Origin of the sequence: Thioclava sp. DLFJ5-1 (assembly GCF_002020115.1) — a bacterium.
Classification (GTDB): Bacteria; Pseudomonadota; Alphaproteobacteria; order Rhodobacterales; family Rhodobacteraceae; genus Thioclava; species Thioclava sediminum.
In genome coordinates this window covers 43,599-68,345 of sequence record NZ_MPZU01000002.1, presented here as the reverse complement: position 1 = coordinate 68,345, position 24,747 = coordinate 43,599, and the positions used below count along the sequence as shown (strand labels likewise).

Annotated in this window: 22 protein-coding genes and 1 tRNA gene; 9 read left to right on the top strand and 14 right to left on the bottom strand. The window is 64.3% G+C overall.

From position 1 onward, the window contains the following. Window positions 1–119: 119 nt before the first annotated feature. A complete protein-coding gene (locus BMI86_RS07670; RefSeq protein WP_078540532.1) occupies window positions 120–1,259 on the bottom strand; it encodes an aminotransferase class I/II-fold pyridoxal phosphate-dependent enzyme in 1,140 nt (379 codons plus the stop codon). Window positions 1,260–1,462: 203 nt separating this feature from the next. Here BMI86_RS07670 and BMI86_RS07665 point away from each other — a divergent pair, with 203 nt between their 5' ends. The 3 genes from BMI86_RS07665 (at window position 1,463) to BMI86_RS07655 (ending at window position 4,470) form a co-directional block, all read left to right on the top strand. Further along, window positions 1,463–2,233 carry a DsbA family protein gene (locus tag BMI86_RS07665; protein WP_078540531.1) on the top strand — a complete coding sequence of 257 codons (771 nt, stop codon included), beginning with the start codon at window positions 1,463–1,465 and terminating at the stop codon, window positions 2,231–2,233. A 184-nt stretch (window positions 2,234–2,417) separates the two neighbouring features. Next, the gene (locus BMI86_RS07660) at window positions 2,418–2,714 is read left to right on the top strand and encodes a hypothetical protein (RefSeq protein ID WP_078540530.1); all 297 of its coding nucleotides are present in this window, start codon (window positions 2,418–2,420) and stop codon (window positions 2,712–2,714) included. A 112-nt stretch (window positions 2,715–2,826) separates the two neighbouring features. Then, entirely contained in the window at window positions 2,827–4,470 is a 1,644-nt protein-coding gene (locus BMI86_RS07655) for a methyl-accepting chemotaxis protein (RefSeq protein WP_168173808.1), read from the top strand. A gap of 13 nt (window positions 4,471–4,483) precedes the next feature. Here the strand turns inward: BMI86_RS07655 and BMI86_RS21220 are convergent, their stop codons facing one another. The 5 genes from BMI86_RS21220 to hemA all read right to left on the bottom strand — a co-directional run bounded on the left by BMI86_RS21220 (window position 4,484) and on the right by hemA (window position 9,330). Continuing rightward, a complete protein-coding gene (locus BMI86_RS21220) occupies window positions 4,484–4,654 on the bottom strand; it encodes a hypothetical protein (protein WP_168173807.1) in 171 nt (56 codons plus the stop codon). Between the two features lie 6 nt (window positions 4,655–4,660). Beyond that, on the bottom strand, window positions 4,661–5,359 hold the full coding sequence (locus BMI86_RS07650; protein ID WP_078540526.1) for a DUF1236 domain-containing protein: 699 nt from the start codon (window positions 5,357–5,359) through the stop codon (window positions 4,661–4,663). Between the two features lie 155 nt (window positions 5,360–5,514). Further along, on the bottom strand, window positions 5,515–6,636 hold the full coding sequence (gene ispG, locus BMI86_RS07645) for a flavodoxin-dependent (E)-4-hydroxy-3-methylbut-2-enyl-diphosphate synthase (RefSeq protein WP_078540524.1): 1,122 nt from the start codon (window positions 6,634–6,636) through the stop codon (window positions 5,515–5,517). Between the two features lie 84 nt (window positions 6,637–6,720). Beyond that, window positions 6,721–7,992, bottom strand: coding sequence for a helix-turn-helix domain-containing protein (locus BMI86_RS07640; RefSeq protein ID WP_078520968.1), 1,272 nt, complete (start codon window positions 7,990–7,992; stop codon window positions 6,721–6,723). Between the two features lie 108 nt (window positions 7,993–8,100). Next, a complete protein-coding gene (gene hemA, locus BMI86_RS07635; RefSeq protein ID WP_078541358.1) occupies window positions 8,101–9,330 on the bottom strand; it encodes a 5-aminolevulinate synthase in 1,230 nt (409 codons plus the stop codon). Window positions 9,331–9,552: 222 nt separating this feature from the next. Between hemA and BMI86_RS07630 the strand changes: the two genes are divergently transcribed. Then, a complete protein-coding gene (locus BMI86_RS07630; protein ID WP_078540522.1) occupies window positions 9,553–10,929 on the top strand; it encodes a dipeptidase in 1,377 nt (458 codons plus the stop codon). Window positions 10,930–11,113: 184 nt separating this feature from the next. Here BMI86_RS07630 and BMI86_RS07625 read toward each other — a convergent pair whose 3' ends face one another. From BMI86_RS07625 to BMI86_RS07615, 3 genes are all read right to left on the bottom strand, one after another. Next, window positions 11,114–12,505, bottom strand: coding sequence for a peptidoglycan -binding protein (locus BMI86_RS07625; RefSeq protein WP_078540520.1), 1,392 nt, complete (start codon window positions 12,503–12,505; stop codon window positions 11,114–11,116). 3 nt (window positions 12,506–12,508) lie between these two features. Beyond that, a complete protein-coding gene (locus BMI86_RS07620; RefSeq protein WP_078540518.1) occupies window positions 12,509–13,705 on the bottom strand; it encodes a biopolymer transporter ExbB in 1,197 nt (398 codons plus the stop codon). A gap of 62 nt (window positions 13,706–13,767) precedes the next feature. Next, window positions 13,768–14,313 carry a gamma-glutamylcyclotransferase gene (locus BMI86_RS07615; protein WP_210402711.1) on the bottom strand — a complete coding sequence of 182 codons (546 nt, stop codon included), beginning with the start codon at window positions 14,311–14,313 and terminating at the stop codon, window positions 13,768–13,770. A 47-nt stretch (window positions 14,314–14,360) separates the two neighbouring features. On the opposite strand from BMI86_RS07615, the gene BMI86_RS07610 reads away from it, so the two are divergent. After that, on the top strand, window positions 14,361–15,416 hold the full coding sequence (locus BMI86_RS07610; RefSeq protein ID WP_078540517.1) for a DUF2125 domain-containing protein: 1,056 nt from the start codon (window positions 14,361–14,363) through the stop codon (window positions 15,414–15,416). Between the two features lie 3 nt (window positions 15,417–15,419). Here the strand turns inward: BMI86_RS07610 and BMI86_RS07605 are convergent, their stop codons facing one another. From BMI86_RS07605 to rpsD, 4 genes are all read right to left on the bottom strand, one after another. Continuing rightward, window positions 15,420–16,043: an extensin family protein gene (locus BMI86_RS07605; RefSeq protein WP_246831663.1), complete on the bottom strand. Its 624-nt coding sequence runs from the start codon at window positions 16,041–16,043 to the stop codon at window positions 15,420–15,422. Beyond that, window positions 16,040–16,966, bottom strand: coding sequence for a prephenate/arogenate dehydrogenase family protein (locus BMI86_RS07600; RefSeq protein WP_078540516.1), 927 nt, complete (start codon window positions 16,964–16,966; stop codon window positions 16,040–16,042). Before BMI86_RS07600 ends, BMI86_RS07605 begins: the two co-directional genes overlap by 4 nt. Further along, window positions 16,963–18,063 (bottom strand): histidinol-phosphate transaminase, encoded by a 1,101-nt coding sequence (hisC, locus tag BMI86_RS07595; protein ID WP_078540515.1) that lies wholly within the window; start codon window positions 18,061–18,063, stop codon window positions 16,963–16,965. Before hisC ends, BMI86_RS07600 begins: the two co-directional genes overlap by 4 nt. A gap of 343 nt (window positions 18,064–18,406) precedes the next feature. Beyond that, window positions 18,407–19,027, bottom strand: coding sequence for a 30S ribosomal protein S4 (gene rpsD / locus BMI86_RS07590; protein WP_078540514.1), 621 nt, complete (start codon window positions 19,025–19,027; stop codon window positions 18,407–18,409). Between the two features lie 442 nt (window positions 19,028–19,469). On the opposite strand from rpsD, the gene BMI86_RS07585 reads away from it, so the two are divergent. The 4 genes from BMI86_RS07585 to BMI86_RS07570 all read left to right on the top strand — a co-directional run bounded on the left by BMI86_RS07585 (window position 19,470) and on the right by BMI86_RS07570 (window position 24,471). Next, the gene (locus BMI86_RS07585; RefSeq protein ID WP_078540512.1) at window positions 19,470–20,651 is read left to right on the top strand and encodes a substrate-binding domain-containing protein; all 1,182 of its coding nucleotides are present in this window, start codon (window positions 19,470–19,472) and stop codon (window positions 20,649–20,651) included. Window positions 20,652–20,657: 6 nt separating this feature from the next. Then, the gene (locus BMI86_RS07580) at window positions 20,658–22,763 is read left to right on the top strand and encodes an ATP-binding cassette domain-containing protein (protein ID WP_078540510.1); all 2,106 of its coding nucleotides are present in this window, start codon (window positions 20,658–20,660) and stop codon (window positions 22,761–22,763) included. Between the two features lie 200 nt (window positions 22,764–22,963). Further along, window positions 22,964–23,053, top strand: a tRNA-Ser gene (locus BMI86_RS07575). 143 nt (window positions 23,054–23,196) lie between these two features. Next, complete coding sequence (locus BMI86_RS07570; RefSeq protein WP_078540509.1) at window positions 23,197–24,471, top strand: DUF6538 domain-containing protein; 1,275 nt, start codon at window positions 23,197–23,199, stop codon at window positions 24,469–24,471. On the opposite strand, the gene BMI86_RS07565 is transcribed toward BMI86_RS07570, so the two are convergent. Beyond that, on the bottom strand, window positions 24,453–24,632 hold the full coding sequence (locus BMI86_RS07565) for a hypothetical protein (protein WP_078540508.1): 180 nt from the start codon (window positions 24,630–24,632) through the stop codon (window positions 24,453–24,455). The genes BMI86_RS07570 and BMI86_RS07565 overlap by 19 nt on opposite strands. Window positions 24,633–24,747 lie beyond the last annotated feature (115 nt).

Sequence of the window (24,747 nt, the reverse complement as noted above, 5' to 3'; positions counted from 1 at the left end):
CCTGGCGCGGGCGACCAGCCCGGGCCGCGCCCGTCCGGCCCTCCGCTTGCGCTACGGGCGTTCGCCGGACGTCCTTCCACAGGAAGGCCGCTTGATCCGGCTCACCCCTCATCGCAACCTCAGCGGTTCTCCATGAAGCTCCGCAGCCGCTTGATCCCCTCGGCGACCCGCTCGGGGCTTTGCGCATAGGAAAAGCGGATGGTCTGCGCGCCGCGATGGGGGTCGAAATCCATCCCCGGCGTGACCGCGACCCCGACGCTCTCGAGGATTTCCGCAGCGAAGGCCGCGCTATCCTCAGTCAGCTCCGACACGTCGGCATAGAGGTAGAACGCCCCGTCTGGCGGCGCGATCCGGGTGAAGCCCATCTTCGGCAGTTCTTCGAGCAGCATCTGACGGCTCTGGCCATAGCGCGCGACATTCTCGGCCATCTCGTCGAGGCTCTCCAGCGCGCCAAGAGCCGCCACCTGGCTCGCATGGGGGGCGCAGATGAACATGTGCTGCGCGAGGCGCTCCACGGTGCGCAGATGGCTTTCTGGCACCACCATCCAGCCCACGCGCCAGCCCGTCATCGAGAAATATTTCGAGAAGGAGTTGATCACGAAGACGTCGTCGGAAATCTCCAGCGCCGAGACCGCACGACCCTCATATTGCAGCCCATGATAGATCTCATCCGAGATGAAAGCGATGTCCCGGGCCTGACAATGCTCGATCAGCGCCTGCAGCTCCGGCTTGCCCAGCATCGTGCCCGACGGGTTGCCCGGCGATGCCACGATCAGTCCGGCCAGATCGTCCGGGATTTCCTCGGGCGTCGGCTGGTAGCGGTTCTGCGCCTCGGTCGGAATGCCCACCGGCTCGATCGAAAGCGCCTTGAGGATCTGGCGATAGCTCGGATAGCCCGGCTCGCCCAGCCCCACCTTGTCGCCCACATCGAACAGCGCCGTGAAGGCCAGCTGGAACGCCCCGGAAGAGCCCGACGTGATGACCACGCGCGCGGGATCCAGCTCGATGTCGTACCAACGCTTGTAGAGCTTCGCGATCCCCTCGCGCAGATAGGGCAGCCCCAGCGCCACCGTGTAGCCCATCGGCTGGCTCTCGAGCGCCTCGGCCAGACGGCGCTTGGCGGCCTTCGGCGCGGAGGTGCCCGGCTGGCCCACTTCCATATGCACGATGTCGCGGCCCGCAGCCTCCGCCTCTGCCGCCATGCGCAGCACATCCATCGCGATGAACGGTTCCACCTGCCCGCGTTTCGACTGCCGCATCCGCCTTCTCCTTGCCGCTTGAGATTTCGCCCAAGGGGTTAGGCTGAAGCCGCCCGAGCGTCAATGCGGCGTCACTGCACGCATATGTCGCCCCGCGCCACCAGATGAAGCCGCGCCCTGCGCGCTAACGCCCTCTTGATCCCGCGCGCCCGAGCGGTCAGGTTGCTTGCGAACCAACAGGACCCGATCCAAAGGATACGCCCATGCTCCGCACGCTTCTGGCCGCGACCGCCTTCGCCGCGCTCGCCACGGCCGCCCCGCTCACCCCGGCTGCCGCGCAGGATTTCGACTTCGCCAACATGTCCGACAGCCAGAAATCCGCCTTCGGTGACGCCGTGCGCGAGTATCTGATGGCCAATCCGCAGGTTCTGGTCGAGGCGATCAACGAGCTGGAAGCCAAGCAGCAGGCGCAGCAGGCCGATAACGACAAGCAGCTGATCAAGACCAATGCGAAGGATATCTTCGAGGACGGTTACAGCTGGGTCGGCGGTAATCCCGATGGCGACATCACCATGGTCGAGTTTATGGATTACAAATGCACCTACTGCAAAAAAGCCTATGACGACGTCTCGGACCTGATCTCGAAGGATGGCAATATCCGCTTCATCGTGAAGGAATTCCCGATCCTAGGGCAGCAATCGGAACTGGCGGCGCGCTTCGCGGTCGCGACGAAGCAGATCGACGGCGACGACGCCTATGCGAAGATGCACGACACCCTGATGAAGGCGCGCGGCAATCTCACCGTCGAAAGCCTGAGCCAGATCGCCAAGGACCAGGGCCTCGATCCCGCTCCGATCCTAAAGCAGATGAACGACGACTCCGTGACCGAGGTGCTGCGCCAGAACTACCAGCTGGCACAGCGCATGGCGATTTCGGGCACCCCGGCCTTCGTAATCGGCGGGCAGCTGCTGCGCGGCTACGCGCCGGAAGCGGCGATGGCGAAAATGGTCGCAGAAGAGCGCAACGCCGAGTGATCCGCATCTGAAGAACGCCGCACAAGGCCTTCTTCGGATTGAGATTTTTAAGATAGCAAGCGCCGTCCAGGTCCATCGAGATCCGGGCGGCGTTTTCATGTCGTTTACCGTGAGAGTCCGAAGTTTTCACGTCTTAGGGGGCCGTTAATGGATCGGGCGTAGCCTGCCCTCGAAAAGGACTGAGATGCGACTCGAATTGCTGCTTATGACCCTCTCGGTGCTCTGCGCGCCGATCGCCGCCCTCGGCATGCTGCCAGAGGACCGACCGGGGCTTTACCTCGTGGTGGTCCCACCCTGGCGCGCCGCCGATCAGGTGATCGCCGCCGCAGGGGCGCACCCCGTGGGACCGGTGCGCGCGCCCTTGGGGGAATTCGCGGCAGCAGATGCGCCAGGCACGCTCGCCCGGCTGCGGGCGGCGGGCGCATGGGTCGTTCTCGACGCCAAGAAAATGGCCTGGCTCTGCGGGGCGGCCGAGATTTGAGGGACCTCTGATGATTGACGGGAACACCGCTGGGCCGACCACTGTGCAAGCGCCACAGAAAGACGCGCATATGCGCCAGGTGCGGAAATTGCTGGCCTTCGGGACAGTCGCTATGGCCGCCATCGTCACGGCAACCGCCTATCTGGTGGGCACGGCTTTCCTCGTGGCCAGCGTGACCGCCTGGGTCTTCGCCTCTGCCGCTCTGCTCGGGTGGCGGATGCGCGATCGGCGGCGCGGCAACACCATCCTCGCGCAAGGGGTGATTGGCCAGGCCGTGGCCCTCACCGCCGCGCTCTCCGGGCATCCGTGGCAAATCGATGCGCACCTTTCGTTTTTCGCGCTGATGGCCGTGCTGATCGTGATGGTCGACAACCGCGCGATCTTCTTCGCCGCCGCGACTGTGGTGGTGCATCACCTCGCGCTCTCGGTCCTGATGCCCAGCCTGATCTATCCCAGCGCGGATATATGGGAAAATGTCTCGCGCTCGCTCTTCCACGGCGCGACCGTCGCCATCGAAACGGCGGTGCTCGTCTATGCCGTGCTCAACCGCCGCCGCATGGAAAGCTCGATGGAAGAGCGTATGGCAGAGGCGATCGACGCCACCGCCCAAGCCGACGAAGCCCGTCGCCAAGCGGAGGGAGAGACCACGCGCGCCCAGCAGATGCAGGACGCCGCGAGCGAGGCTGCCCAAAAGGCAGAGGCGCTGCGCGTCGATGCGGAACGCAACGCGCGCGAGGTCGAAGAAGCGACCCGCCTCGCCCGCTTGGCCGAAGAAGATCTCGCCCAGGAACGCGCCGAAACCACAGCGCGCCAGACTCGCGTCGTCGAAGCACTCGAAATCGCGCTGCAGCAACTCTCGCGTAAGGACCTCAAGGCTCGGCTTGGCGAGGTGGATGCGGATTACGCTCGGCTTGCCGTCAATTTCAACACGGCGATCGAACAACTCGAAGGCGCCATCGCCCTCGTTACCGGCCACAGCGTCGACATCCGCCAACAGATCGGCGAGATCAGCGCCGCCTCCGCCTCCCTCTCGACCCGGGCCGAGAAGCAATCGGGCACCCTTGCCGACGCAGCCGCCTCGCTCAACGAATTGACCTCCTCGGTGCAATCGGGCGCGAAAATGGCAGCCGAGGCCGCGAGTGCCGCCAGCAATGCGGAAACCGTCGCCAAGGAAAGTGCCGCGGTGGTCAGCGAGTCGATCCGCGCGATGAACGAAATCGAAACCAGTTCGAAACAGATCGAGCGCATCACCTCGGTGATCGACGATATCGCCTTCCAGACCAACCTCCTTGCGCTCAACGCCGGTGTGGAAGCCGCCCGCGCAGGTGAGGCCGGTCGCGGCTTCGCCGTCGTCGCCTCTGAAGTGCGCGACCTCGCTCAGCGTTCTTCCGCCTCCGCAAAAGAGATCACCGCATTGATCGAAGCCTCGGGCCAACAGGTCAGCACCGGCGTCGAACTCGTCAGCAAGACCGTCGCCTCGCTCGAAGGCATCGTGAAATCGGTCGAAGAGATTTCGCAGCGCGTCGCCCAGATGGCCCGCTCCTCCGAGGAGCAGTCCCGCACCCTCGCAGCGATCAACGGCTCGGTCGAACAGCTCGACCACGCCACCCGCCAGAATGTCGCGATGTTCGAAGAAACCACCGCTGCAAGCAAAATGCTCGACGACCTCGCCGAGGCACACCGCAAAGCCGTGACGCAATTCTCGACATCTCCCGCTGTTCTGGAGGACCGAGACGCGCTTCCGCGAGCGAGTTGACGATTGGCCCGGTTCAATAGCCGGAGCGCTCGACCGCGGCGAGGACCATGCCGCTCGCCGAGGCCCGCGACGCGGCAAGTCGATCGCGTTGGGCTGCGAACCGGATAGGACTGCGTGCAAAATGTTTGCCGCGATAAAAAAGCCGGTGCGGTGAGGCGCCGGCTTTCTTGGTGGTATTTGTCATCGAGCCTTACGAGGCGGGCACGACGTAGACGATCGCACGGCTATCAGGGTTCACGAAGACCGTGTTGTCGTTGATGTTGCCATAGGCGTAGGTGCTGTCCGGCACCGGCGTCAGCGTCACCATGTCCGGAATGACCTTGCCGGTCGCGACTTCCCCGTCGAGATAGACCGGCGCGACGGGGTGCTTCTCGACCCAGGTGATCGTGGTGGGCTCGGGCTTGGCCGCAGCGCCCACACCGGCCGAGCCGATCAGCGCGCCGACGACGGCGCCCACGGGACCACCCACGGCCGCACCGGCTGCGCCACCGGCAGCCGCACCGGTCAGCGCCGCGGCACCCTGGCCATCCTTGTTGGCGTTATCGCCCGGGACCTGGATCTGGTTCACGGTGACCGATTGCGGGCCGGTCGACAAAAGCGCCATCTGGCCGTCGACCATCACGCCGAGCTGGCCTGCGGGCGCATAGCCATTCATGCCATCGAAAGTCACCTGACAGATCGTGCCATCGGGAAGACAGCCTTCCACCGGGACGATGGTGCCGTCGGAGACCGTCGCGATCGTTTTCGACGAGGCCTCGACCCCGGCGTGGATATCGAACTCGCCTTGGGCGGTGGCCATCAGCGGCGGGCTGGTCTCGGCAAAAGCGGTACCGGCGATCATCGTGGTGCTGGCGGCAGCAGCGAGAATAGTAGCGAACTTGCGGGTCATTGGAATTACCTCCTTCATTACCCTGACCGCCACGAGGGACGGCCTCTCTCCGTTGTGGGGAGGGAAATGTGGAGGGGCGCCAATTCGTTCCCCCGGAACCCTATCACGGCAGCGTGATAGGGGCCGATTTCGGGGGCGCTGCGGCACTTTTCCGCTTATTCGGCGGCGGCTTTCTCCGCTTCGATCTCGGAAGCCTTTTTCTCAACCAATTCAACGATATGGTCGATCATATCCGCGTTGGACTGCTTGTGATCCTGCTTGCCGGCCATGTAAACCATGCCCGATCCGGCACCACCGCCGGTAAAGCCGATATCGGTCATCAGCGCCTCGCCGGGACCGTTCACGACGCAGCCGATGATCGACAGCGATATCGGCGTTTTGATATGTTCGAGCCGTTCTTCCAGTTCCGCCACGGTCGCGATCACGTCGAAACCCTGACGCGCGCAGGACGGACAGGAGATGATCTGCACGCCGCGGGTGCGCAGCCCCAGAGACTTCAGTATCTCGAAACCGACCTTCACCTCTTCGACGGGATCCGCCGAGAGCGAGACGCGCAGCGTATCGCCAATGCCCATCCACAGGAGGTTGCCCAGCCCGATCGCGGATTTCACCGTGCCGGAGGTCAGCCCCCCTGCCTCGGTGATACCGAGATGGATCGGCGCATCGGTGGCATCCGCAATGCCCTGATAGGCAGCGGCTGCGAGGAACACGTCCGACGCCTTCACCGAAATCTTGTATTCGCGGAAATCGTGATCCTCGAGAATGCGGATATGGTCCATCGCGCTCTCGACCATCGCCTCGGGGCACGGCTCACCATATTTCTCCAGCAGGTGCCGCTCGAGCGAGCCCGCGTTCACGCCGATCCGGATCGAACAACCGTGATCCTTGGCGGCGCGCACGACCTCGGCAACGCGCTTCTCGTCGCCGATATTGCCGGGGTTGATGCGCAGGCAGGCCGCCCCCGCCTCCGCCGCCTCGATCGCGCGTTTGTAGTGGAAATGGATATCCGCCACGATCGGCACCGGGCTTTCGCGGCAAATCTCGCGCAAGGCGCGCGTGCTCGATTCATCCGGGGTCGAGACACGCACGATATCCGCGCCGACATCGGCCGCGCGGATCACCTGATCGAGCGTCGCTCGCACGTCCGAGCTGTCGGTATTGGTCATCGTCTGCACCGAGATCGGCGCATCACCCCCGACGGGGACATTGCCGACCATGATCTGGCGAGACTTGCGGCGATAGATATTGCGCCACGGACGGACCGGGTTGAGAGACATGCAAACGCTCCTTCGAGACCTCGGCTCCTGATACGCGAAGGCCCGCTGCGGTGCAACGGGCCGGGGCGGATCGTGATCTGCGGTTTATTGCTGGTCGGTCTGCGCCGGCGCGGCAGCATCGCCCGCATCCGCCACGGCGATCATCTTCGCGAGGTCCTTGTCCTGCGCGAGATTGGCGACCGGATAGTCCTCGTCCAGCGCGGCGGAAGACAGCTTGATGTTCTTCGTGACCTGACCGCGCTTGCCGACCGGGCCATGCGTCACGCCGTTGACCGCGAAATAAATCGCGCCGGATTCGCCGGTGCGCATCGTCGGCGCTTCTTCGAGCTTGGGCAGCACGTAGCGCTCGCCCGCATCCATGACCTTCTCGAACAGCGTCGCGCCATCAGCGGATTTGATCCGCACCCAGGACGGGCGCACGGCTAGCACGACGACATCGGGCTGATCCGCTCCCAGCGCCTTGGCAACGGCGGATTGGATATTGTTCTCGGGGCCCGCCGCCGAGGCGAGTTGCGTGCCCTGCGGCGTGTTCGGGGACGTGTTGGACTGCGCCAGACCGATGAGATTGGGGGTCAGCCCCGGAGCGGCTGCGCCCACGCCCTGCCCGGCCAGCGCGCCGGTGGCATTGGGGTCGATCGAAGCGATGGGCCCGTCGCGCGAGACCAGAACCGGCGCGTCGAGGGCCGCCGGACGGTAGATGCGCGCGGAACGCTCGGGTTGGTTGACCTCAGGCAGCGTGTCGTCGGCCTGCGCCATCTCCGGCCCGTCCTTGACCGAGTCGAGCGGGTCGAGATCGGCCATCACGCCGGGGGCCTGATCCACGGGCGTCAGCTGCACGCGCTGCACTTCCTGCAGCACGGTCCAGCCGCCATAGCCGATACCGCCACCGATCAGTGCCAGAACGAAGAGCGCACCGACGGCGCGCGGCTCGATCTTGGTCCAGATTGATTCCTTGCGCGGAATGAAGGCGGGGTTAGCGAGCGCCTCGGCCATGTCCTTCGGGTCGCGCTGGGGCTTCGGGCCGGAGGCGGCTTCGGACATGCCGTGGGCGGGCGAGTAGCCAGCCTCGTTGCAGAAGCGCTGGAACGACCATTCCGGGTCGAGACCGAGATAGCGCGCGTAGGAGCGCACATAGCCCGCGATGAAAGAAGGCGTGTCGAAAGCTTCCACGTCGCAGGCTTCGATGGCCGCGATATAGGCTGCTTTGATCCGGAGTTCGCGCTGGACATCAAGGAGCGATTTGGCGAGCGTCGCCCGCTCGCCGCGCATCACATCGCCAAGACGAAGTTCGAAATCGTCGAACCCTTTAGGTTTGACTTCGTCCCCCGTCGAAGGTTTAGCCCTTCGCCCGATCATGCTGCCTGTCCCTGCCGTTTTCCCGCCTGCGTCGATTCGGAGCCAATAGCCCCTTCGATTAACAAAGGCTTATCACAAGCAAGCGAGCCGCGCACGCGCCTATGTGGCTTACGCGCTGGCTTCGGCGCGATTTAGCTCACAGCGCGCCCAAAGCGCGTCCATGCCCTTGACCAGACCGTCAATCATACCGGTGTCGTGCACCGGCGAGGGCGTGAAGCGCAGACGCTCGGTGCCGCGGGGCACGGTCGGGAAGTTGATCGGCTGGACATAGACCCCGAACTCGTCGAGCAGCATGTCCGACAAGGCCTTGGTATGTTTGGGGTCTCCGATGATCACGGGCACAATATGCGAGCCGTGGTCGATGATCGGCATGCCCATACCTTTCAGGCGCATCTTGAGAATCTTCGCGTGCAGCTGCTGCTTGTCGCGCAGCTCCTGTCCGCCCTCGCCTTTCAGGAAGGCGATCGACGCGGCAGCGCCTGCCGCCACCGCCGGCGGGATCGAGGTGGTGAAGATGAAGCCCGGCGCATAGGAGCGCACGGCATCGACCATCTTGGCCGAAGCCGCGATATAGCCGCCGAACACACCGAAAGCTTTACCGAGCGTGCCGTTGAAGATGTCGATCCGGTCCATCTCGCCGATCTTCTCGGCGATACCGGCGCCGCGCGGGCCATACATGCCGACCGCGTGCACCTCGTCGAGATAGGTCATCGCGCCGAATTCCTCGGCCAGATCGCAGATCTCGGAGATCGGGCCGAAATCGCCATCCATCGAATAGACCGATTCAAACGCGATCAGCTTCGGCGCAGCCGGATCGTCGGCGGCCAGCAATTCGCGCAGATGCGCGACGTCATTGTGACGGAAGATGCGCTTCGCCCCGCCGTTGCGACGGATGCCTTCGATCATCGAGGCGTGGTTCAGCTCGTCGGAATAGATGATGAGGCCGGGGAACAGCTTGGGCAGCGTGCTCAGCGTCGCGTCATTCGCGATATAGGCCGAGGAGAAGACCAGCGCGGCCTCTTTGCCGTGCAGATCGGCGATCTCATGCTCCAGCCGCTTGTGATAGACCGTCGTGCCCGAGATGTTGCGCGTCCCGCCCGAGCCTGCGCCGGTGGCGTCCAGCGCCTCGTGCATCGCGGCGAGGACGACCGGATGCTGGCCCATGCCCAGATAGTCGTTGCCGCACCAGATGGTGATGTCCTGCTTCGATCCGTCCGGCTTGGTCCAGACGGCGTGGGGGAAATTACCCTTCTCGCGCTCGATATCGATGAAGACGCGATAGCGGCCTTCCTCGTGCAGCTTGTCAATCGCCTGATCGAGTGCGCGGTCGTAATCCATCTCGTGCTTCCCTTGCATGACTGTTCGCTGGGTCTGCCCTACCGGGCACCACAAAGCGCGACATTGATAAATGTCAAATTCCTCTCCCTGAAGCGCAAAAATGTCGCAAATAGTCATGAAAAGCAAACATTCAGTTTTCGCAATTTGTCGCGCCCTTGCGTCACCCCCTCTGGACAGTCCCGCGCGCAGCCCTAGGCTGAAGCCAAAATAAAGGAGGCCTGCATGGCACTGAACGAGGTTCTCACCGAAATCGATAGCGGCCTGGATGCCGCGATGGACCGTCTTTTCGAGCTACTGAAAATCCGCTCGATCTCGACCGATCCGGCCTATCGCGAAGAGACCCACGAAGCTGCGGAATGGCTCGTCAAGGAATTGAAATCGCTGGGCTTCGACGCCGAACTGCGTCCGACCACGGGCCACCCGATGGTGGTTGCGCATTCCAAGGGCGACGGCCCGCGCCTGCTGTTCTACGGCCACTATGACGTGCAGCCGGTGGACCCGCTGGAGCTGTGGAACACGCCCCCCTTCGAGCCGCAGATCGAGGATACCGAGAATGGTCGCGTCATCCGTGGTCGCGGCGCGTCCGACGACAAGGGTCAGCTGATGACCTTCATCGAGGCCTGCCGCGCCTATAAGGCCGTGAACGGCGAGCTTCCTGGCAATCTTGTGATCTTTCTTGAAGGCGAGGAAGAATCGGGCTCGCCCTCGCTGGTGCCCTTCCTCGAGAACAACCGCGAGGAACTGACCTCAGATCTGGCGCTGATCTGCGACACCTCGATGGTCTCGCCCGGCGTGCCCTCGATCGCAGGCTCCTTGCGCGGGATGCTGAAGGAGGAATTCACCCTGCACGGGCCGCGCATCGATTTGCATTCGGGCCATTACGGCGGCCCTGCCCTGAACCCGCTGCGCGAGATTTCCAAGATCATCGCGAGCTTCCATGACGATCAGGGCCGCGTTGCGGTCGAAGGCTTCTACGAGGGCGTCCACGAAGTTCCGGCCGAGCAGTTGGAGGCGTGGAAGACCTGCGGCTTCGACGAGAAGGAGTACCTTCAGCACGCGGGCATGACCGTGCCGCATGGCGAAGAAGGCTATTCGGCGCTGGAGCAGCAATGGGCACGCCCGACGCTGGAGATCAACGGCCTCTGGGGCGGCTATCAGGGTGCGGGCTCGAAAACCGTGATCCCGGCCGAGGCGCATTGCAAGATCACCTGCCGCCTCGTGGGCGACATGGACCCCGCCCACGTCCGCAAGGCGCTCCGCGCCCATGTCGAGGCACGTCTGCCGGTCGATGCGCGCATCACCTGGGACGGCGATCTCGATGGCGCACCGGCCTCCGTGATGGACACGTCGCGCCCCGAATTCGAAGCTGCCCGTCAAGCGCTCTCTGACGAATGGAACCGAGAGGCAGTCATCGTCGGCATGGGCGGCTCGATCCCGATCGGCTATTACTTCAAGTCGATCCTCGGCATGGACGCGATGCTGATCGGCTTCGCCAATGACGACGACGCGATCCACTCGCCGAACGAGAAATACGACGTGAAAAGCTTCCACAAGGGCATCCGCTCCTGGGCGCGCATCCTCGACCGGATCGCGAAATAAGCACGCGGCCGGGGGGCTTCGCGGCCCTCGGTAGACGCGATTAACGCAGAAGGCTGCCGGAGCTTGGCCCGGCAGCCTTTTCATTTGTCATGGGGGCGCGGTTATTCCGCAGCTTGCAGCGCAGTGCCGAGGGGCGGCTCGGCGCGTTTCTCGACTGGCTGACGGAACCCAGCTGACCGACGCCTCAGCGCTCGGTCAGCTTCAACTCGATCCGGCGGTTCTGGGCGCGCGCTTCGGGCGTGTCGGCGGTGTTTACTGGGTCGAACTGCGCGAACCCGGCGGCGGCAAGGCGTTGCGGCGGGAAGCCGAGGCTGTCCACCATATATTTCACCACCGACAGCGCGCGGGCCTGGCTCAGCTCCCAGTTATCCTTGAACTCGCCCTGCCCCGACAGCGGCGTGTCGTCGGTATGGCCATCGACGCGGATGATCCACGGGATATCGCCCGGAATTTCCCCGCGCAGTTGATCGAGCAGCGATGTCACCTGTTTGATCTGTGCGCGGCCCGCATCCGACAGCGTCGCGGAAGCGGGCGCGAACAGCACCTCTGAGGAGAACACGAAGCGGTCGCCTTCGATCTTCACGCCCTGCTTGCCCTTCAGAAGCTGCGACAGCTTCCCAAAGAATTCAGAGCGGTAGTTCTCCAGATCTTTTGCCTTGGCCTCGGCCTCCTTGCGCATCTTCTCCTGCAGATCGGCGCGTTTCTTCTCCTCGGAGGCCGCACGGGCGAGCGCCGCGTTCAGCTGCTGGCCGAGATTGTCGAGCTGCACCTTGGCCGCGGCATCCTTCTGCTGCGCCTCGTCGAGCACGTTCTGCAGCTGCGCGAGTTGACCGCGCAACGCCGCAACCTGCTGATTGAGCAGCGCGACTTTCTTCTGGGCCCCTTCCGAGATCGCCTGCTGATCGGCCAGCGCCTTCTGCGCGGTGGCTTTCAGCGCGGCCTGCTTCTCGGCCTCGGACAGCTGCTTGCCGAGCTGCTTTTCCAGATCGTCCTTCGCGGTCTGCGCGGCGGCGAGCTTGGTCAGCGTGTCCTCGGCCTGCTTGCGCGCCTCTTCCAATTGCAGCGTCATCGCCGCGACCTCATCGCCCGATTTCGTCAGCTTGTCGCGCAGATCGGCGATGGTTTCCTTGCTTAGCCGGATTTCGTCGGCCTTGGCGCTCGCATCCTGTTGGGCGGCGTTGCGCTCGCCCACCAATTGCGCGACGCGAGCCTCGAATTCGGTGATCTTCTGCTTGGCATCGGCCAGCGCGGCTTTGCGGTCATCGAGCTGCGAGGTGAGCGTCGAGATCAGCGAGTCCTGCTGATCGGCTTTGTCCTTCGCATTCTCCAACTCGCCGGTCAGTTGCTGCGTTTTCGTCTGTTGCAGCGACAGCGCCTTGGCGAGGTTCGACACCTGCTCGTTGAGCTGAATCAGCTCGCCTTCCTTGGTGCTCAGCGTGTCACGCAGCACCGATTGCACGATCATGAAGATCGACAGCACGAACATGAGGACCAGAAGAAGCGCCGTCATCGCATCGACGAAACCCGGCCAGATATTGGTCGAGAACCGATTGCCGCCGCGCCGTGCCAGAGCCATGAATTAACCCTCGCGATGCGGTTTGTAGCCGAGGATCGCCCGGGTGAGACCTGCGAAATCATGGCGCAGCTCGGCCATGCTTTCCTGCCGCCCGGCGCTGACTTCCTCGAGCATCCGCATCATCTGCTGGTCGATCGAGCGCAGCCGCATCCGGGTCTCCATCAGCGCCTCCGCCTCGGGAGCGCCCTCGGCCGTGCGTTGCGCGAGGTGATCGAGCGCGCCGATCAGCCGCTCCTGCCCCTCGGCCATCTGCTGCAGCGCGCCTTGCTGGCGGTGCCGCGCATCCATCTCCGCCGAGAGCCGTTCCGACAGGTCGTGAATGGCGTTCGACAGATGCGCGATCCGTGCTTCGGTCTGCACGCGCCCCGCATCGGAGCGCACGAACAGCGTCTGGATCTGGTCCATCTGCTCGGACATGTGATCGAGGACGCCCGCCACCATCGAGCCTTCGCCATCGCCCCCTTCGAGCGCGGTGAAGGAAAGCCGCGTGATCGAGGAAATCCATTCCTCCAGCTCGCGGTAGAACCGGTTCTGACCGTGGCTCGCGAACAGTTCCAGCAAGCCCACCACCAGCGAGCCCGCAAGACCCAGAAGCGACGAGGAGAACGCCGTGCCCATGCCGCCCAGCTGCGCCTCCAGCCCTGTCATCAGGTTGTCGAACACGCCGATCGCGCTCTCGCCTTCCTTGGGCGCCAGTGCGCGGATCGTCTCGACCACCGCAGGCACGGTGGTAGCGAGCCCGTAGAACGTCCCCAAAAGGCCGAGGAAGATCAGCAGCCCCGCGATATAGCGGGTGATGTCGCGCGCCTCGTCGATCCGGGTCGCGACGGATTCGAGGATCGAGCGCCCCGAGGACGACGACACCGCGCGGCGCGCCTCGCGCGATCCCAGCAGGGACGCAAGCGGCGCGAGCATCGACGGCGGGCGCACCTGCGGACGACCGGGACGGTCCGCGGCGAAGCTCTCGATCCAGTTTACCGCCTTCACCAGCTGCACCACCTGCCAGAAACAGGCGAGGATGCCGAAGACGAAGACCGCGAGGATCACCCCGTTCAGCCAGGGATTGGCGAGGAAAATCGGGAAGATGCGCGAATAGGCGAAATAGCCACCCGTAGCGACCAAGCCGAGCACCAGAAGCATCAGGATCACCTGACGCACGGGTTGTGAGAATTGCGGCTCCAGCCGGATCGGCTCTTCCATTATTGCCCCTCTTGCCTGTTTGCGCAGAGCCTAGCGAGGGTGCAGCCCTTCGCCAAGGGCTATCACGACAAGTCGTGCAGCCGTGCCACCAATGCATCAAGATGGGGATCGGGGATGCCCAATTCGTGCAGATGCTGGGCAGTATTGAACAGATAATCGCGGTTCGGACCGCGCCCGCCGGTGGCGCTGGCGATGATCCGGGCCTGCTCGTCATCGCTGAGCCCGCCGCAATACTGATCGTGATGGCGGTCGATCACATAGGTCACCGCGCGCACGCGCCGCCTGTCATTCAGATCGACGTCGATCTCGCGTTCCAGATAGGCCGAGGTCACCAGTTCGCGCTCGCGCAGATAGGCCATGACCTCGTCTTCCTGTCCTGGCTTCACTGCGAAGGCGAGCCCCGTGCAGCCGCCCTGCCCCTCGTCGAGCGCCAACACCAGCCCCGGCGCTTCGGGCGTGCCGCGATGCACCAGCGAGCGCAGGCAGAAGCTGCGCTCCCAACCCGGCGCGCGGGCGAGCATCCGCTCGTCGAAATCAAAGCCGGGGTTCCAGATCAGCGAGCCGTAGCCGAAGACCCAGATCCTGTTGTCATCGCACTGGTCCTGCATGGGCTCAGGGCTTACATGGGGTTCAACCGATTTGCAAAGAGGCGAAGATGCGCAAACTGATCATTCTGGTGCTGGTCGCGACGCTGGCCTATTGCGGCTACTGGTTCTTCGGTGCGCACAAGATCGAAAACGGCGCGCGCGACATGCTCGCGCAGGCCCGGCAGGAAGGCTGGGGCGATGCGCAATCGGTCTCGCTGGCGGGCTTCCCCTCGCGCTTCGATCTGACCTTCGACAAGCCCGTACTGAAGGATCGGGGCGGCCTGTGGCACTGGAGCGCGCCCTTCGCGCAGCTCTTCGCTCTGGGATATGAACCCAACAAAGTGATCGCCTATCTGCCCTCGGGCCAGTCGCTGCAACTGGGCGATCAAAGCTACACGCTGACGCAAGAGGACATGCGCGCCTCGCTGACGGTGGGCTATTCGACCGCGCTGCCGCTGGAACGGGCGGTTGCCGTGATCTCCGCGCCGGTGCTGACGCCCGCGGGCGAGACGGCCCCCGCGCTTTCGGCCGATCAGCTGCGCCTCGCGATCGAACGCAAGGACAAGGCGCAGGGCGCGATCGGGGCCTCGGCTCAGGCCGCCGATCTGGTGATGCCCGCCGCCGCCTACCGTCTGGGCGCGGAGGCGAAATCGCTGAAACTCCCCGCCGATCTGCTGGAGCGGATAGACCCGAAGGGCAAGCTGCCCGACACCGTTACCCGCGTTCATTTCGACGCGCTGATCGGCACCCGCGAGCCTATCGACCAGACCGCGATGGAGGCAGGCATGCCGGGGCTGATGACCGTCGCGATCTCGGATCTGTCGCTGAGCTGGGGCGGCAACGATGTCTCGGTCGAGGGCAACCTGACGGTCGATCCCTCGGGTTATCCCGACGGCACGCTGACGATCCGCTCCGCCTCGTGGCGCAACTGGGTCGGCATTGCGCAAAGCATGGGGCTGATCAGCAAGGACGAGGTGAAAGTGGTGACCGGGATCGGTGCGATGCTGGCCGCGAAGAACCCCGATGGTGCGCTGGACGTACCGCTTGTCTTCAAGGACGGGCAGATGAGCCTCGGCCCGGCGCCGCTCGGCCCGGCACCGCAACTGGTCGCGCAGCGGCAGTAAAGGTTAACGGCAGTAAGCCCCGCCGCGGTAGCTGGCCACGTCGACGTGGATGTGGTCCTGATGGAAGCGATCCGATTTCGGCCCCAGCACGGCGCCGAACGGGCCGCAGGCCGATTTGTGCATCCGCTTGATCACCCGGCCCCGGCGCCAATCCTCCAGCACGCTCAGCGTCGCGCCGTTGCGCAGGACCACGCCCGAGACGTCGATTGCGTTGCCCTTGGCATGTTCGGACAGCTTCGCGCCGGGCTGGGAATTGCGGCTCCGGCAGGAATAGGAGGCTGCGATGCGGATCGCCTCGATCCCGCCGCCGCGCCGCCCCACCGCCGGTTTGATCCCGCGATCGACCCAGCGCTTGAAGGATTTCGCCGCCGAGCAATTCACCCGCACCGGCGAGGTCAGACGGATGCCCGAGACCGCGGTGATCTGCACCGGATCGGCAATGCCACAGCGCCCCGGTCCGTCGATCGGCGCAATGTGCTGCCCTTCCAGCCCGGCAATGCCGCAAAGCTCGCCCGAGGAGGAATACCGCGCCGAGCGCCGGTCGTCGCCGCGCCCGCAGGAGCCCACCGCGACCACGGCCGCCAAGGCGATCAACACGACCGCCTTGCTGCGACCCGTGGCGCTCATGCGTCTTTCTTCGGTGCACCGCGCCCGAAATCGGGCGCATCCGTATCCTGCCCGGCCTCGATGATGCCGCGGCGGATCGCGCGGGTGCGCGTGAAATAGTCGTGCAGCATGTCGCCATCGCCCATGCGGATCGCGCGTTGCAGCATGAACAACTCCTCGGTGAAGCGGCCGAGGATGTCGAGCGTCGCTTCCTTGTTGGTCAGGAAGACGTCGCGCCACATCGTCGGGTCCGAGGCCGCGATCCGGGTAAAATCGCGGAAACCCGTAGCGGAATATTTGATGACTTCCTCGTGGGTTACACGACGAAGATGATCCGCCACGCCAACCATCGTGTAGGCGATCAGGTGCGGTGTATGCGACACGACCGAAAGCACGAGGTCATGGTGATCGGGCGCCATCTCGTCGGTATTCGCGCCCATCGCCTCGACCAGCGATTTCAGCCGGGTCAGCGCCTCGGGGTTCGTGCCCTCGATCGGCGTGAACAGCCACCAGCGATTGGCGAAGAGCGTCGCAAAGCCCGAGCGCGGGCCCGACTGCTCCGTCCCCGCCAGCGGGTGACCGGGAATGAAATGCACGCCTTCGGGCACATGCGGGCCGACCGCGTCGATCACCGAGCGTTTGACCGAGCCGACATCGGTGATTGTCGCGCCGGGGGCCAGATGCGGGGCGATCTCTTCGGCGATCTTCGCCATCGCGCCGACCGGCACACAGAGCACCACCAGATCGGCGCCCGCGACCGCCTCGGCGGCGGTCTCATAGACGGCATCGACCAGCCCGATCTCCAGCGCGGTGTCGCGGGTCTCGGCGGAGCGCGCATGACCGACGATCTCGCCCGCCAGCCCCTTCTCGCGCATCGCATGGGCCATCGACGAGGCGATCAGGCCGAGCCCGATCAGCGCGACCCGCTGGTAGAGTTGGCTCATCTGGGCACCTCGATCCCGCCTGCCTTGAAGACGCCGATCAGATGCGCCACGCGGCGGCATGAGGGCTCGTCGCCCACGGTGATGCGCAGGCAGTTGGGCAGGTTATAGCCCGCGACCCGGCGCACGATGATCCCTTCGGATTTCAGATAGGTATCGCAATCGGCGGCCTCCTGCTCGGACGCCAGCCGCGCGAGGATGAAGTTCGCCGTGGAAGTATCTGACGGCACGCCCTTTTCTGCCAGAGCTTCGGCCAGCCAAGCGCGCAGACGGGTGTTGTCATCGCGGCATTTCGTGACCCAGTCCTGATCGCGCACGGCGGCCTCTGCGGTCTCCTGCTGCGCGGTCGAGAGGTTGAACGGCCCACGGATGCGGTTGAGCACGTCGATCACTTCGCGCGAGCCGTAGCCCCAACCGACGCGCAGCCCGCCGAGTCCGTAGATCTTCGAGAAAGTCCGCGTCATGAAGACATTGGGCAGGCGCGTCGCCAGCTCCGCCCCGCCGTCATAGCCTTCGACATATTCCGCATAGGCCGCGTCGATCACCAGCAGCGCGCCTTTCGGCAGCCCCGCCGCCAGCCGCTCCAGCTCCGCCAGCTGGATCATCGTGCCGGTCGGGTTGTTCGGATTGGCGAGGAAGACGAGCTTGGTCTTCTTGGTGCAGGCGCTCAGGATCGCATCGACATCGGTGGTGCGGTCGCGCTCCTTCACCTCGATCGGGGTGCCGCCCGCGGCCATGGTCGAGATGCGATACATCAGGAAGCCGTGCTCGGTGAACACCACCTCGTCGCGCGCGCCGACATAGGCTTGGCACAGGAAGTGGATGATCTCGTCCGAGCCCACGCCGCAGATGATGCGGTCGGGATCGAGCTTATGCACCTCGCCGATCGCCGTGCGCAGCTTGGCATGGTCGGTCGGGGGGTAGCGATGCATCGAATGGGCGCATTTCGCGAACGCGTCCTTGGCCTTGTCAGAGGGGCCGAACGGGTTCTCATTCGAGCTGAGTTTGACGGCATCGGTGCGCCCCGCCACATGGGAGGCGCCGCCCTGATAGAGCTCGATGTCCATAATACCGGGCTGGGGGCGAATATGCGTGGTCATTGTGCACTCCTGAATCGTGGCCCGAGTTCTATCCGCCATGGCGCGACAGGGCTAGTGAGAAGATCACCCGCATAGCAGACGCGGCAGGGATGCAACGGGTGAGGCTTGGGAGGGCGGCGGCTGACCGCCGGGTGGGCGCGCTTCATTCAGAGGTCGCCCCTTTATCTCACCACATCCGCACGACGTTGCCGCGCGCGGTGAGACCGAAAAGCGCCCGCCCGAGGGGGCGGTCGGGCGCTGCCCGGGCCGCTTCGCGGCTGATCCGGGCAAAGACGCAGCCCAAAAGAAAAAGGCCGCGCCCCGGGGGCACGGCCTTTCCGAATGATCGGCGAAGGCTGAGAGATTAGTTCTTCGCGTAGAATTCGACCACGAGGTTCGGTTCCATCTGAACCGCGAAGGGCACGTCGGACAGAGCCGGGGTGCGCACGAATTTCGCGGTCAGTTTGTTGTGGTCGACTTCGAGGTAATCCGGAACGTCACGCTCGGGCGACTGAACGGCTTCGAGAACCAGAGCCATCTGCTTGGACTTCTCGCGGACTTCCACCACGTCGCCTTCTTTCAGGCGGTAGGAGGGGATGTTCACTTTCTTGCCGTTCACGAGCACGTGGCCGTGGTTCACGAACTGGCGCGCTGCGAAGACGGTCGGGACGAACTTGGCGCGGTAGACCAGCGCGTCGAGGCGGCGCTCGAGCAGACCGATCAGGTTTTCACCGGTGTCGCCCTTCACACGCTCGGCTTCGGCGTAGATGCGGCGGAACTGCTTCTCGGTCAGGTCGCCGTAATGGCCTTTCAGCTTCTGCTTGGCGCGGAGCTGGATACCGAAGTCGGACAGTTTGCCCTTGCGGCGCTGACCGTGCTGGCCGGGGCCGTATTCACGACGGTTGACGGGCGACTTGGCGCGGCCCCAGATGTTCTCGCCCATGCGGCGGTCGATTTTGTACTTGGCAGACGTGCGTTTGGTCACGGCTGATCTCCTTCTTTATAGTTTCGAAGGGCGTTGTCCTCCTCCGGGCCTCGCGGCGACCGGCGACAGGTTTCCTCTTGCGAGGTCCACCAACACCAATGAATAATCCCGGCAACTCGAGTTACCGGAATGGCGGGCTTATACAGCGGCGCGCGCAGGTGTCAACCACTCCGGGTGCCACATCGGTGCCGCGCGAAGTCAGCCGCTCGTCTCCCCTACTCTTCTTACTTGCCCCGGAATACCACGGCCTCGCAGTTTCGTGAGTGTTTTGTGTTCGCCACCCCCCTGTTCAGAGCAACATTTCAAGCCATGATTGCGCTAACGGGACGCGTACCGGATGCGCGCCCCGGCGCTGCCCTGTCCGTAACCGGCACAGGCGGCGCGCTGGGGCAAGGCGATGCCACCCCACGGGAGGAACCCATCCGGCCTTAGGAGGATTATAATGAAAGACATTCGTCGCTCGACGTGCGGAACCGCCGCGCGTCTCGCTGGAACCAGCGTTCTCGCGCTTGGCCTGATTGCAGGTGCCGCGCAAGCCCAAGGCGTCACCGCCGACAGCTTCGGCGCTGATTTCGCAGCCATGGGCCAGCTCAAGGACGTCGCCGCCAAAGGCAAAGGCAAAGTGGGCGTGCTGCTGCCCGACACAGCAAGCTCGGCCCGCTACACCTCGTTCGACGAGCCCTACCTGAAGAAAGCCTTCAAGGCAGCAGGCCTGTCCGCGGACGATCTGATCATCACCAACGCGCAGGGCTCGGAAGCCGACCAGCTCACGCAGGCGCAAACCGATATCAGCCAGGGCGCGACCGTTCTGCTGATCGACCCGATCTCCTCGGGCGGCGGTGCGGCTGTCGAGAAATACGCCAAAGAGCACGGCGTCGCGGTCATCGACTATGACCGGATCACGCTTGGCGGCTCGCGCGACTATTACATCAGCTTCGACAACGAATATGTCGGCGAGCTGATCGGCAAGGGCATGGAACAGTGCCTCAGCGACTGGAACATCGAGAAGCCGAACATCCTCGTGATGGCGGGCTCGCCCGATGACAACAACGCCACGCTGTTCAAGCAGGGCTACATGAGCGTGCTGAAGCCGAAATTCGACGATGGTAGCTACACCAATGCGGGCGAGCCCGCAGGCACCTGGGATCCGTCGGTCGCACGGACCACCTTCGAGCAGCAGTTCACCGCGCATCAGGACATGAACGCCGTCGTCACCCCGAATGACGACAACGCAAACGCGGTCATCTCCTATCTCAAGACGCTGAAGGTTCCGCCGAAAGCCTTCCCGACCACCGGTCAGGACGCGACGGTCACCGGCCTGCAGAACGTGCTCACCGGCTACCAGTGCGGCACCGTCTACAAGCCGATCTATCTGGAAGCTCAGGCGGCAGCGGCGCTCGCGCTCTACATGCGTGCTGGCGACACCCCGCCCGACGGTCTCGTCAACGGCAAGGTCAATGACAGCCAGGGCGGCATGGACGTGCCCTCGATCCTGCTCAAGCCGATCTGGGTCACCCCGGAGAACATGGCCGACACCGTAGTGAAAGACGGCTTCGTCGACACCTCCAAGCTTTGTGCGGGCGACGCGGCCGATGCGTGCAAAGCCGCTGGCATCGGGAACTGATAGCCAATGATGGACACGGGTAACGGTACCGGGTCCCTGACGGAGGATCGCGACGCGATCCTCCGTATTCGGGGTCTCGAAAAGAGCTTCGGTGCAGTGCAGGCGCTCAGCGGGGTCGATTTCGACGTCCGCCCCGGCGAGGTAACGGCACTGGTCGGTGACAATGGCGCGGGCAAATCCGTGCTGACGAAAACCATCGCTGGCATCCATGAAGCCGATGGCGGCGTGATCGAATGGGAAGGCAATGAGGTCCGCGTCCGCTCGCCCCGCGACAGTGCGGAGCTGGGCATCGAGGTCGTCTATCAGGACCTCGCGCTCTGCGACAATCTCGACGTCGTGCAGAACATGTTCCTCGGTCGCGAAATCCTGACCAACGGGATGCTCGACGAGGACGCGATGGAGCGCGCCGCGGCAGAGACGCTGCAAGGGCTCCGCGTGACCACGCTGCGCTCGATCCGCGCGCCGGTCTCGGCGCTTTCGGGCGGTCAGCGGCAATCGATCGCGGTCGCCAAGGCCGTGATGTGGAATTCCAAACTGGTGATCCTCGACGAGCCCACGGCGGCGCTCGGCGTGGCCCAGACCGGTCAGGTGCTGCAACTGGTGCGCCGCCTCGCCGATCAGGGCCTCGCGGTGGTGATGATCTCGCACAACCTCAACGACGTCTTCGCGGTCTCCGACAGGATCGCGATCCTGCGTCTGGGCGAGATGGTCAGCCAGGGCCCGATCGAGGAATACGACACCCAGCGCGTGGTCGAGCTGATGACCACGGGCAAGTCCGATCACGTAGTCGAAGCCGGCGCGATGCGCGCCGCCGCCTCGATCGCGGCAGAGAACGCCAAGGATGTCGCGGCGCAACGCGAGGCATCGGGCGAAAGCGGCCCCTCCGCCGTGGTGGGTGCCACGACCGAAGATCAGAGCTTCTCGAGCTACCTCTCGCGCACCTGGGCGAAGATCAAGGCAGGCGAAAGCGGCGTACTGCCGGTTCTGCTGGGCTTCGTGCTGATCTCGCTGATCTTCCAGTTGCAGAACCCGAAATTCCTCTCGCCGGGGAACGTCGTGAACCTGCTCGTTCAGGGCTCGGTCTTCATGATGATCGGGATGGGACAGGTCTTCGTGCTCTTGCTGGGCGAGATCGATCTGTCGCTCGGCTTCGTGGCCGGGATCGGGGCGACGGTGGCGACGTTGCTAGTCGCGCCGGGTACCGACTGGCCCTGGTGGGCGGCGGTCGTGGCAGGCCTGGCCGTGCCCGCGGTGCTGGGTATCTTCCAGGGCTCGCTGATCACGCGGCTCAAACTGCCCTCTTTCGTGGTGACGCTGGCGGGCCTTCTGGGCTTCAACGGTCTGATGATCCAACTGCTGGGTGCCGGGGGGACAATCCCCGTCGCGAGTGACACGATCAACAACTTCGCCAATGGCACGCTGAGCCCTCTGATGGGCTGGCTGATGACCGGAGCCGTGGTTCTGGTCTTCGCGATCCTCACCTTCAGCAAGGATGCGAAACGTCGCAAGAGCGGCCTCGTCGCGCCCCCGATGGGCCTCACCATCGCGAAGATCGCGGCGGCCGTGATCGCGGGTATCGTGCTGGTGACGATCTCCAACATGAACCGTGGCGTCGCACGCTTCCCGCTCTCGGGCATGCCGTGGGTGATCCCGATCGTCTTCGCGGTACTGCTGGCATGGTCCTTCCTGCTGGGACGGCTGAAATTCGGCCGCTATGTCCTCGCGATCGGCGGCAATGCCGAGGCCGCGCGCCGGGCGGGCATCAACCTGCGCCTGATCCGGACCGCAGCCTTCACGCTGGCCGCGACGACGGCGGGTCTGGGCGGCATCATCTACGCCTCGCGCCTGCGCTCGATTTCCACCAGCTTCGACGGCGGCACGATCGTGCTCTATGTCGTCGCGACCGCGGTGATCGGCGGCACCTCGCTGTTTGGCGGGCGTGGCCATCCGATCCACGCGATCCTCGGCGGTGTCGTGATCGCGGCGATCGTCAACGGCATGGCGCTTCTGGGTCTGCCGGCAGCGGTTCAGCTGATGGCGACGGCGGCGGTGCTGCTTGCATCGATCACGGTCGACGTGGTGGTGCGCCGGCGCGGCGAGACGACCCGCTAAGCCAAGCGAAACCCTTTGAAAACGAAACGCGCGCGAGACATCTCGCGCGCGTTTTTCATTGCGCCCGGCGCCCCTGCCCCACGCCGACCCGCGGCCCCGCCTGCGCCATCTCCGCCGCACGCGAGGGAAATCGCAAACCACCCGAAATTCCGCCGAAAAACCGCTTGTCTCCCCCCGAGACGATCCCTATACGGGTCCGCGGAGACGTGGCCGAGTGGTCGAAGGCGCTCCCCTGCTAAGGGAGTAGGCCCGGAAGGGTCTCGAGGGTTCGAATCCCTTCGTCTCCGCCACCAAAACTCGCCTTGTTTTGGAAATTTATCGAACAAAAACAATATGTTAGACCGACGCGCCCTGCGCGTGGTCCGTCGTTCTGCCTTGTTTTGCAACACATTTCGCCGCACAATCCGCACACATCACCAGCGGGGGAACGGCCATGACCATCATGAAGCGGGGCAGCACTTACCACCTGCGCAAGCGCGTGCCGCGCCGCTATCAGGGCGTTGAAGAGCGCAAGAGCATCTGGGTCAGCCTGCACACGGACTCCCTTACCGTCGCGCAACAGAAAGCCCCTATCGCGTGGCAACACATCGTGGAAGGCTGGGAAGCCCGGCTTGCCGGAGACACAAGCGACGCGGAACAGCGTTTCGAGGCGGCCAAGAATCTCGCCGCCGTCCGGGGCTTCCGCTACCTGCCAGCACCCCAAGTTGCCAAGCTGCCGCAAGACCAGCTTCTTGCACGTGTCGAAGCCGTCAAAGAGCGTAAAGACGGTGAGCTGGATATGCGAGACACGGCTGCCCTTATGGGCGGCGTGAGTGAACCAGCGATCACGGTGACTCGGGCGCTGGAACTCTATTGGAGCTTGGTAGCGGACAAAACGCTTGGAAAGAGCCCGGACCAGCTCCGCCGTTGGGAGAACCCGCGCAAGAAAGCCGTGAAGAACTTCGTCGACGTGATTGGCGACAAGGCCATTGGCGACATAACCGGCGACGATATGCTGGACTTCCGCCATTGGTGGTTTGAGCGCATCCAGAACGAAGGGCTCACGCCCAACTCGGGCAACAAAGACCTTATCCACCTTGGCGACGTGCTGAAGACCGTGAACCGCATGAAGCGGCTCGGGCTGGTGCTGCCCCTCTCCGATCTCAGTTTCAAGGAAGGCGAGGCAAAGCAGCGTCCACCTTTCTCCGAAAGCTGGATACGCGACAAGCTCTTGGCTCCGGGAGCGCTGGACGGGCTCAACAAGGAAGCCCGCTGCATCGTTCTGGCGATGGTCAACACCGGGGCGAGGCCGAGCGAGCTGGCGGCCCTCACACGAGACCAGATACGGCTTGGCGCGACCACGCCGCACATTTCGATTGAGCCCGTTGGACGCCAGCTCAAGACGCGCAACGCTCGCCGTGTCATCCCCCTGACCGGCGTGAGCCTGAAAGCTATGGCACAATGCCCTGACGGCTTCCCCAAGTATCGCGCCAGCTCCGCCAGCCTCTCGGCCACGATCAACAAGTATCTCCGGGCCAACAGGCTCTTGGAGACACCGGAGCACTCTCTTTACGGATTGAGACATAGCTTTGAAGACCGGATGTTGGCGGCGGGGATTGATGAACGGATCAGGCGCGACCTTTTCGGCCACGCCCTTGACCGTGAACGGTATGGCAAGGGTGCGTCCCTTGCCGACTTGCAGCGATTGATTCAGCGCGTCGCGCTTTGAACAAGGGCACGCGCCCGGGCCACCACCTCATTGGCGGCGATGGCTTCCAGCTCGGCAATGTCGGATTCTATGCGCTCGAAAATCGGAGCATAGACAGGATCGGCCACCACCATGCGCGCGACTTTGGCGCGTGCAGCTTTCAGGCGTTCAAGGTTCTCCATCTGTTGATACCAAGGGCAAGCGCATTGCGTGGAGAGTAGACGCGCCGCGCTGGGACAAACGGGGTGGTCAGTCCCGCGTTGAGAGGCCGAGCGGTCCCATCACTCGGCCTCTAAC

Bases quoted from the DNA above. Each gene is read 5' to 3' on its own strand.
- BMI86_RS07670 (WP_078540532.1), bottom strand. From the start codon at position 1,259: ATGCGGCAGTCGAAACGCGGGCAGGTGGAACCGTTCATCGCGATGGAT.
- BMI86_RS07585 (WP_078540512.1), top strand. From the start codon at position 19,470: ATGAAAGACATTCGTCGCTCGACGTGCGGAACCGCCGCGCGTCTCGCT.
- BMI86_RS07565 (WP_078540508.1), bottom strand. From the start codon at position 24,632: ATGGAGAACCTTGAACGCCTGAAAGCTGCACGCGCCAAAGTCGCGCGC.
- hisC (WP_078540515.1), bottom strand. From the start codon at position 18,063: ATGACCACGCATATTCGCCCCCAGCCCGGTATTATGGACATCGAGCTC.
- BMI86_RS07620 (WP_078540518.1), bottom strand. From the start codon at position 13,705: ATGGAAGAGCCGATCCGGCTGGAGCCGCAATTCTCACAACCCGTGCGT.
- BMI86_RS07600 (WP_078540516.1), bottom strand. From the start codon at position 16,966: ATGAGCCAACTCTACCAGCGGGTCGCGCTGATCGGGCTCGGCCTGATC.
- BMI86_RS07665 (WP_078540531.1), top strand. From the start codon at position 1,463: ATGCTCCGCACGCTTCTGGCCGCGACCGCCTTCGCCGCGCTCGCCACG.
- BMI86_RS07570 (WP_078540509.1), top strand. From the start codon at position 23,197: ATGACCATCATGAAGCGGGGCAGCACTTACCACCTGCGCAAGCGCGTG.
- BMI86_RS07615 (WP_210402711.1), bottom strand. From the start codon at position 14,313: ATGCAGGACCAGTGCGATGACAACAGGATCTGGGTCTTCGGCTACGGC.
- BMI86_RS07640 (WP_078520968.1), bottom strand. From the start codon at position 7,992: ATGATCGGGCGAAGGGCTAAACCTTCGACGGGGGACGAAGTCAAACCT.
- BMI86_RS07610 (WP_078540517.1), top strand. From the start codon at position 14,361: ATGCGCAAACTGATCATTCTGGTGCTGGTCGCGACGCTGGCCTATTGC.
- BMI86_RS07650 (WP_078540526.1), bottom strand. From the start codon at position 5,359: ATGACCCGCAAGTTCGCTACTATTCTCGCTGCTGCCGCCAGCACCACG.
- BMI86_RS07660 (WP_078540530.1), top strand. From the start codon at position 2,418: ATGCGACTCGAATTGCTGCTTATGACCCTCTCGGTGCTCTGCGCGCCG.
- BMI86_RS07630 (WP_078540522.1), top strand. From the start codon at position 9,553: ATGGCACTGAACGAGGTTCTCACCGAAATCGATAGCGGCCTGGATGCC.
- BMI86_RS07625 (WP_078540520.1), bottom strand. From the start codon at position 12,505: ATGGCTCTGGCACGGCGCGGCGGCAATCGGTTCTCGACCAATATCTGG.
- BMI86_RS07580 (WP_078540510.1), top strand. From the start codon at position 20,658: ATGATGGACACGGGTAACGGTACCGGGTCCCTGACGGAGGATCGCGAC.
- hemA (WP_078541358.1), bottom strand. From the start codon at position 9,330: ATGGATTACGACCGCGCACTCGATCAGGCGATTGACAAGCTGCACGAG.
- BMI86_RS07655 (WP_168173808.1), top strand. From the start codon at position 2,827: ATGGCCGCCATCGTCACGGCAACCGCCTATCTGGTGGGCACGGCTTTC.
- BMI86_RS07605 (WP_246831663.1), bottom strand. From the start codon at position 16,043: ATGAGCGCCACGGGTCGCAGCAAGGCGGTCGTGTTGATCGCCTTGGCG.
- BMI86_RS21220 (WP_168173807.1), bottom strand. From the start codon at position 4,654: ATGACAAATACCACCAAGAAAGCCGGCGCCTCACCGCACCGGCTTTTT.
- ispG (WP_078540524.1), bottom strand. From the start codon at position 6,636: ATGTCTCTCAACCCGGTCCGTCCGTGGCGCAATATCTATCGCCGCAAG.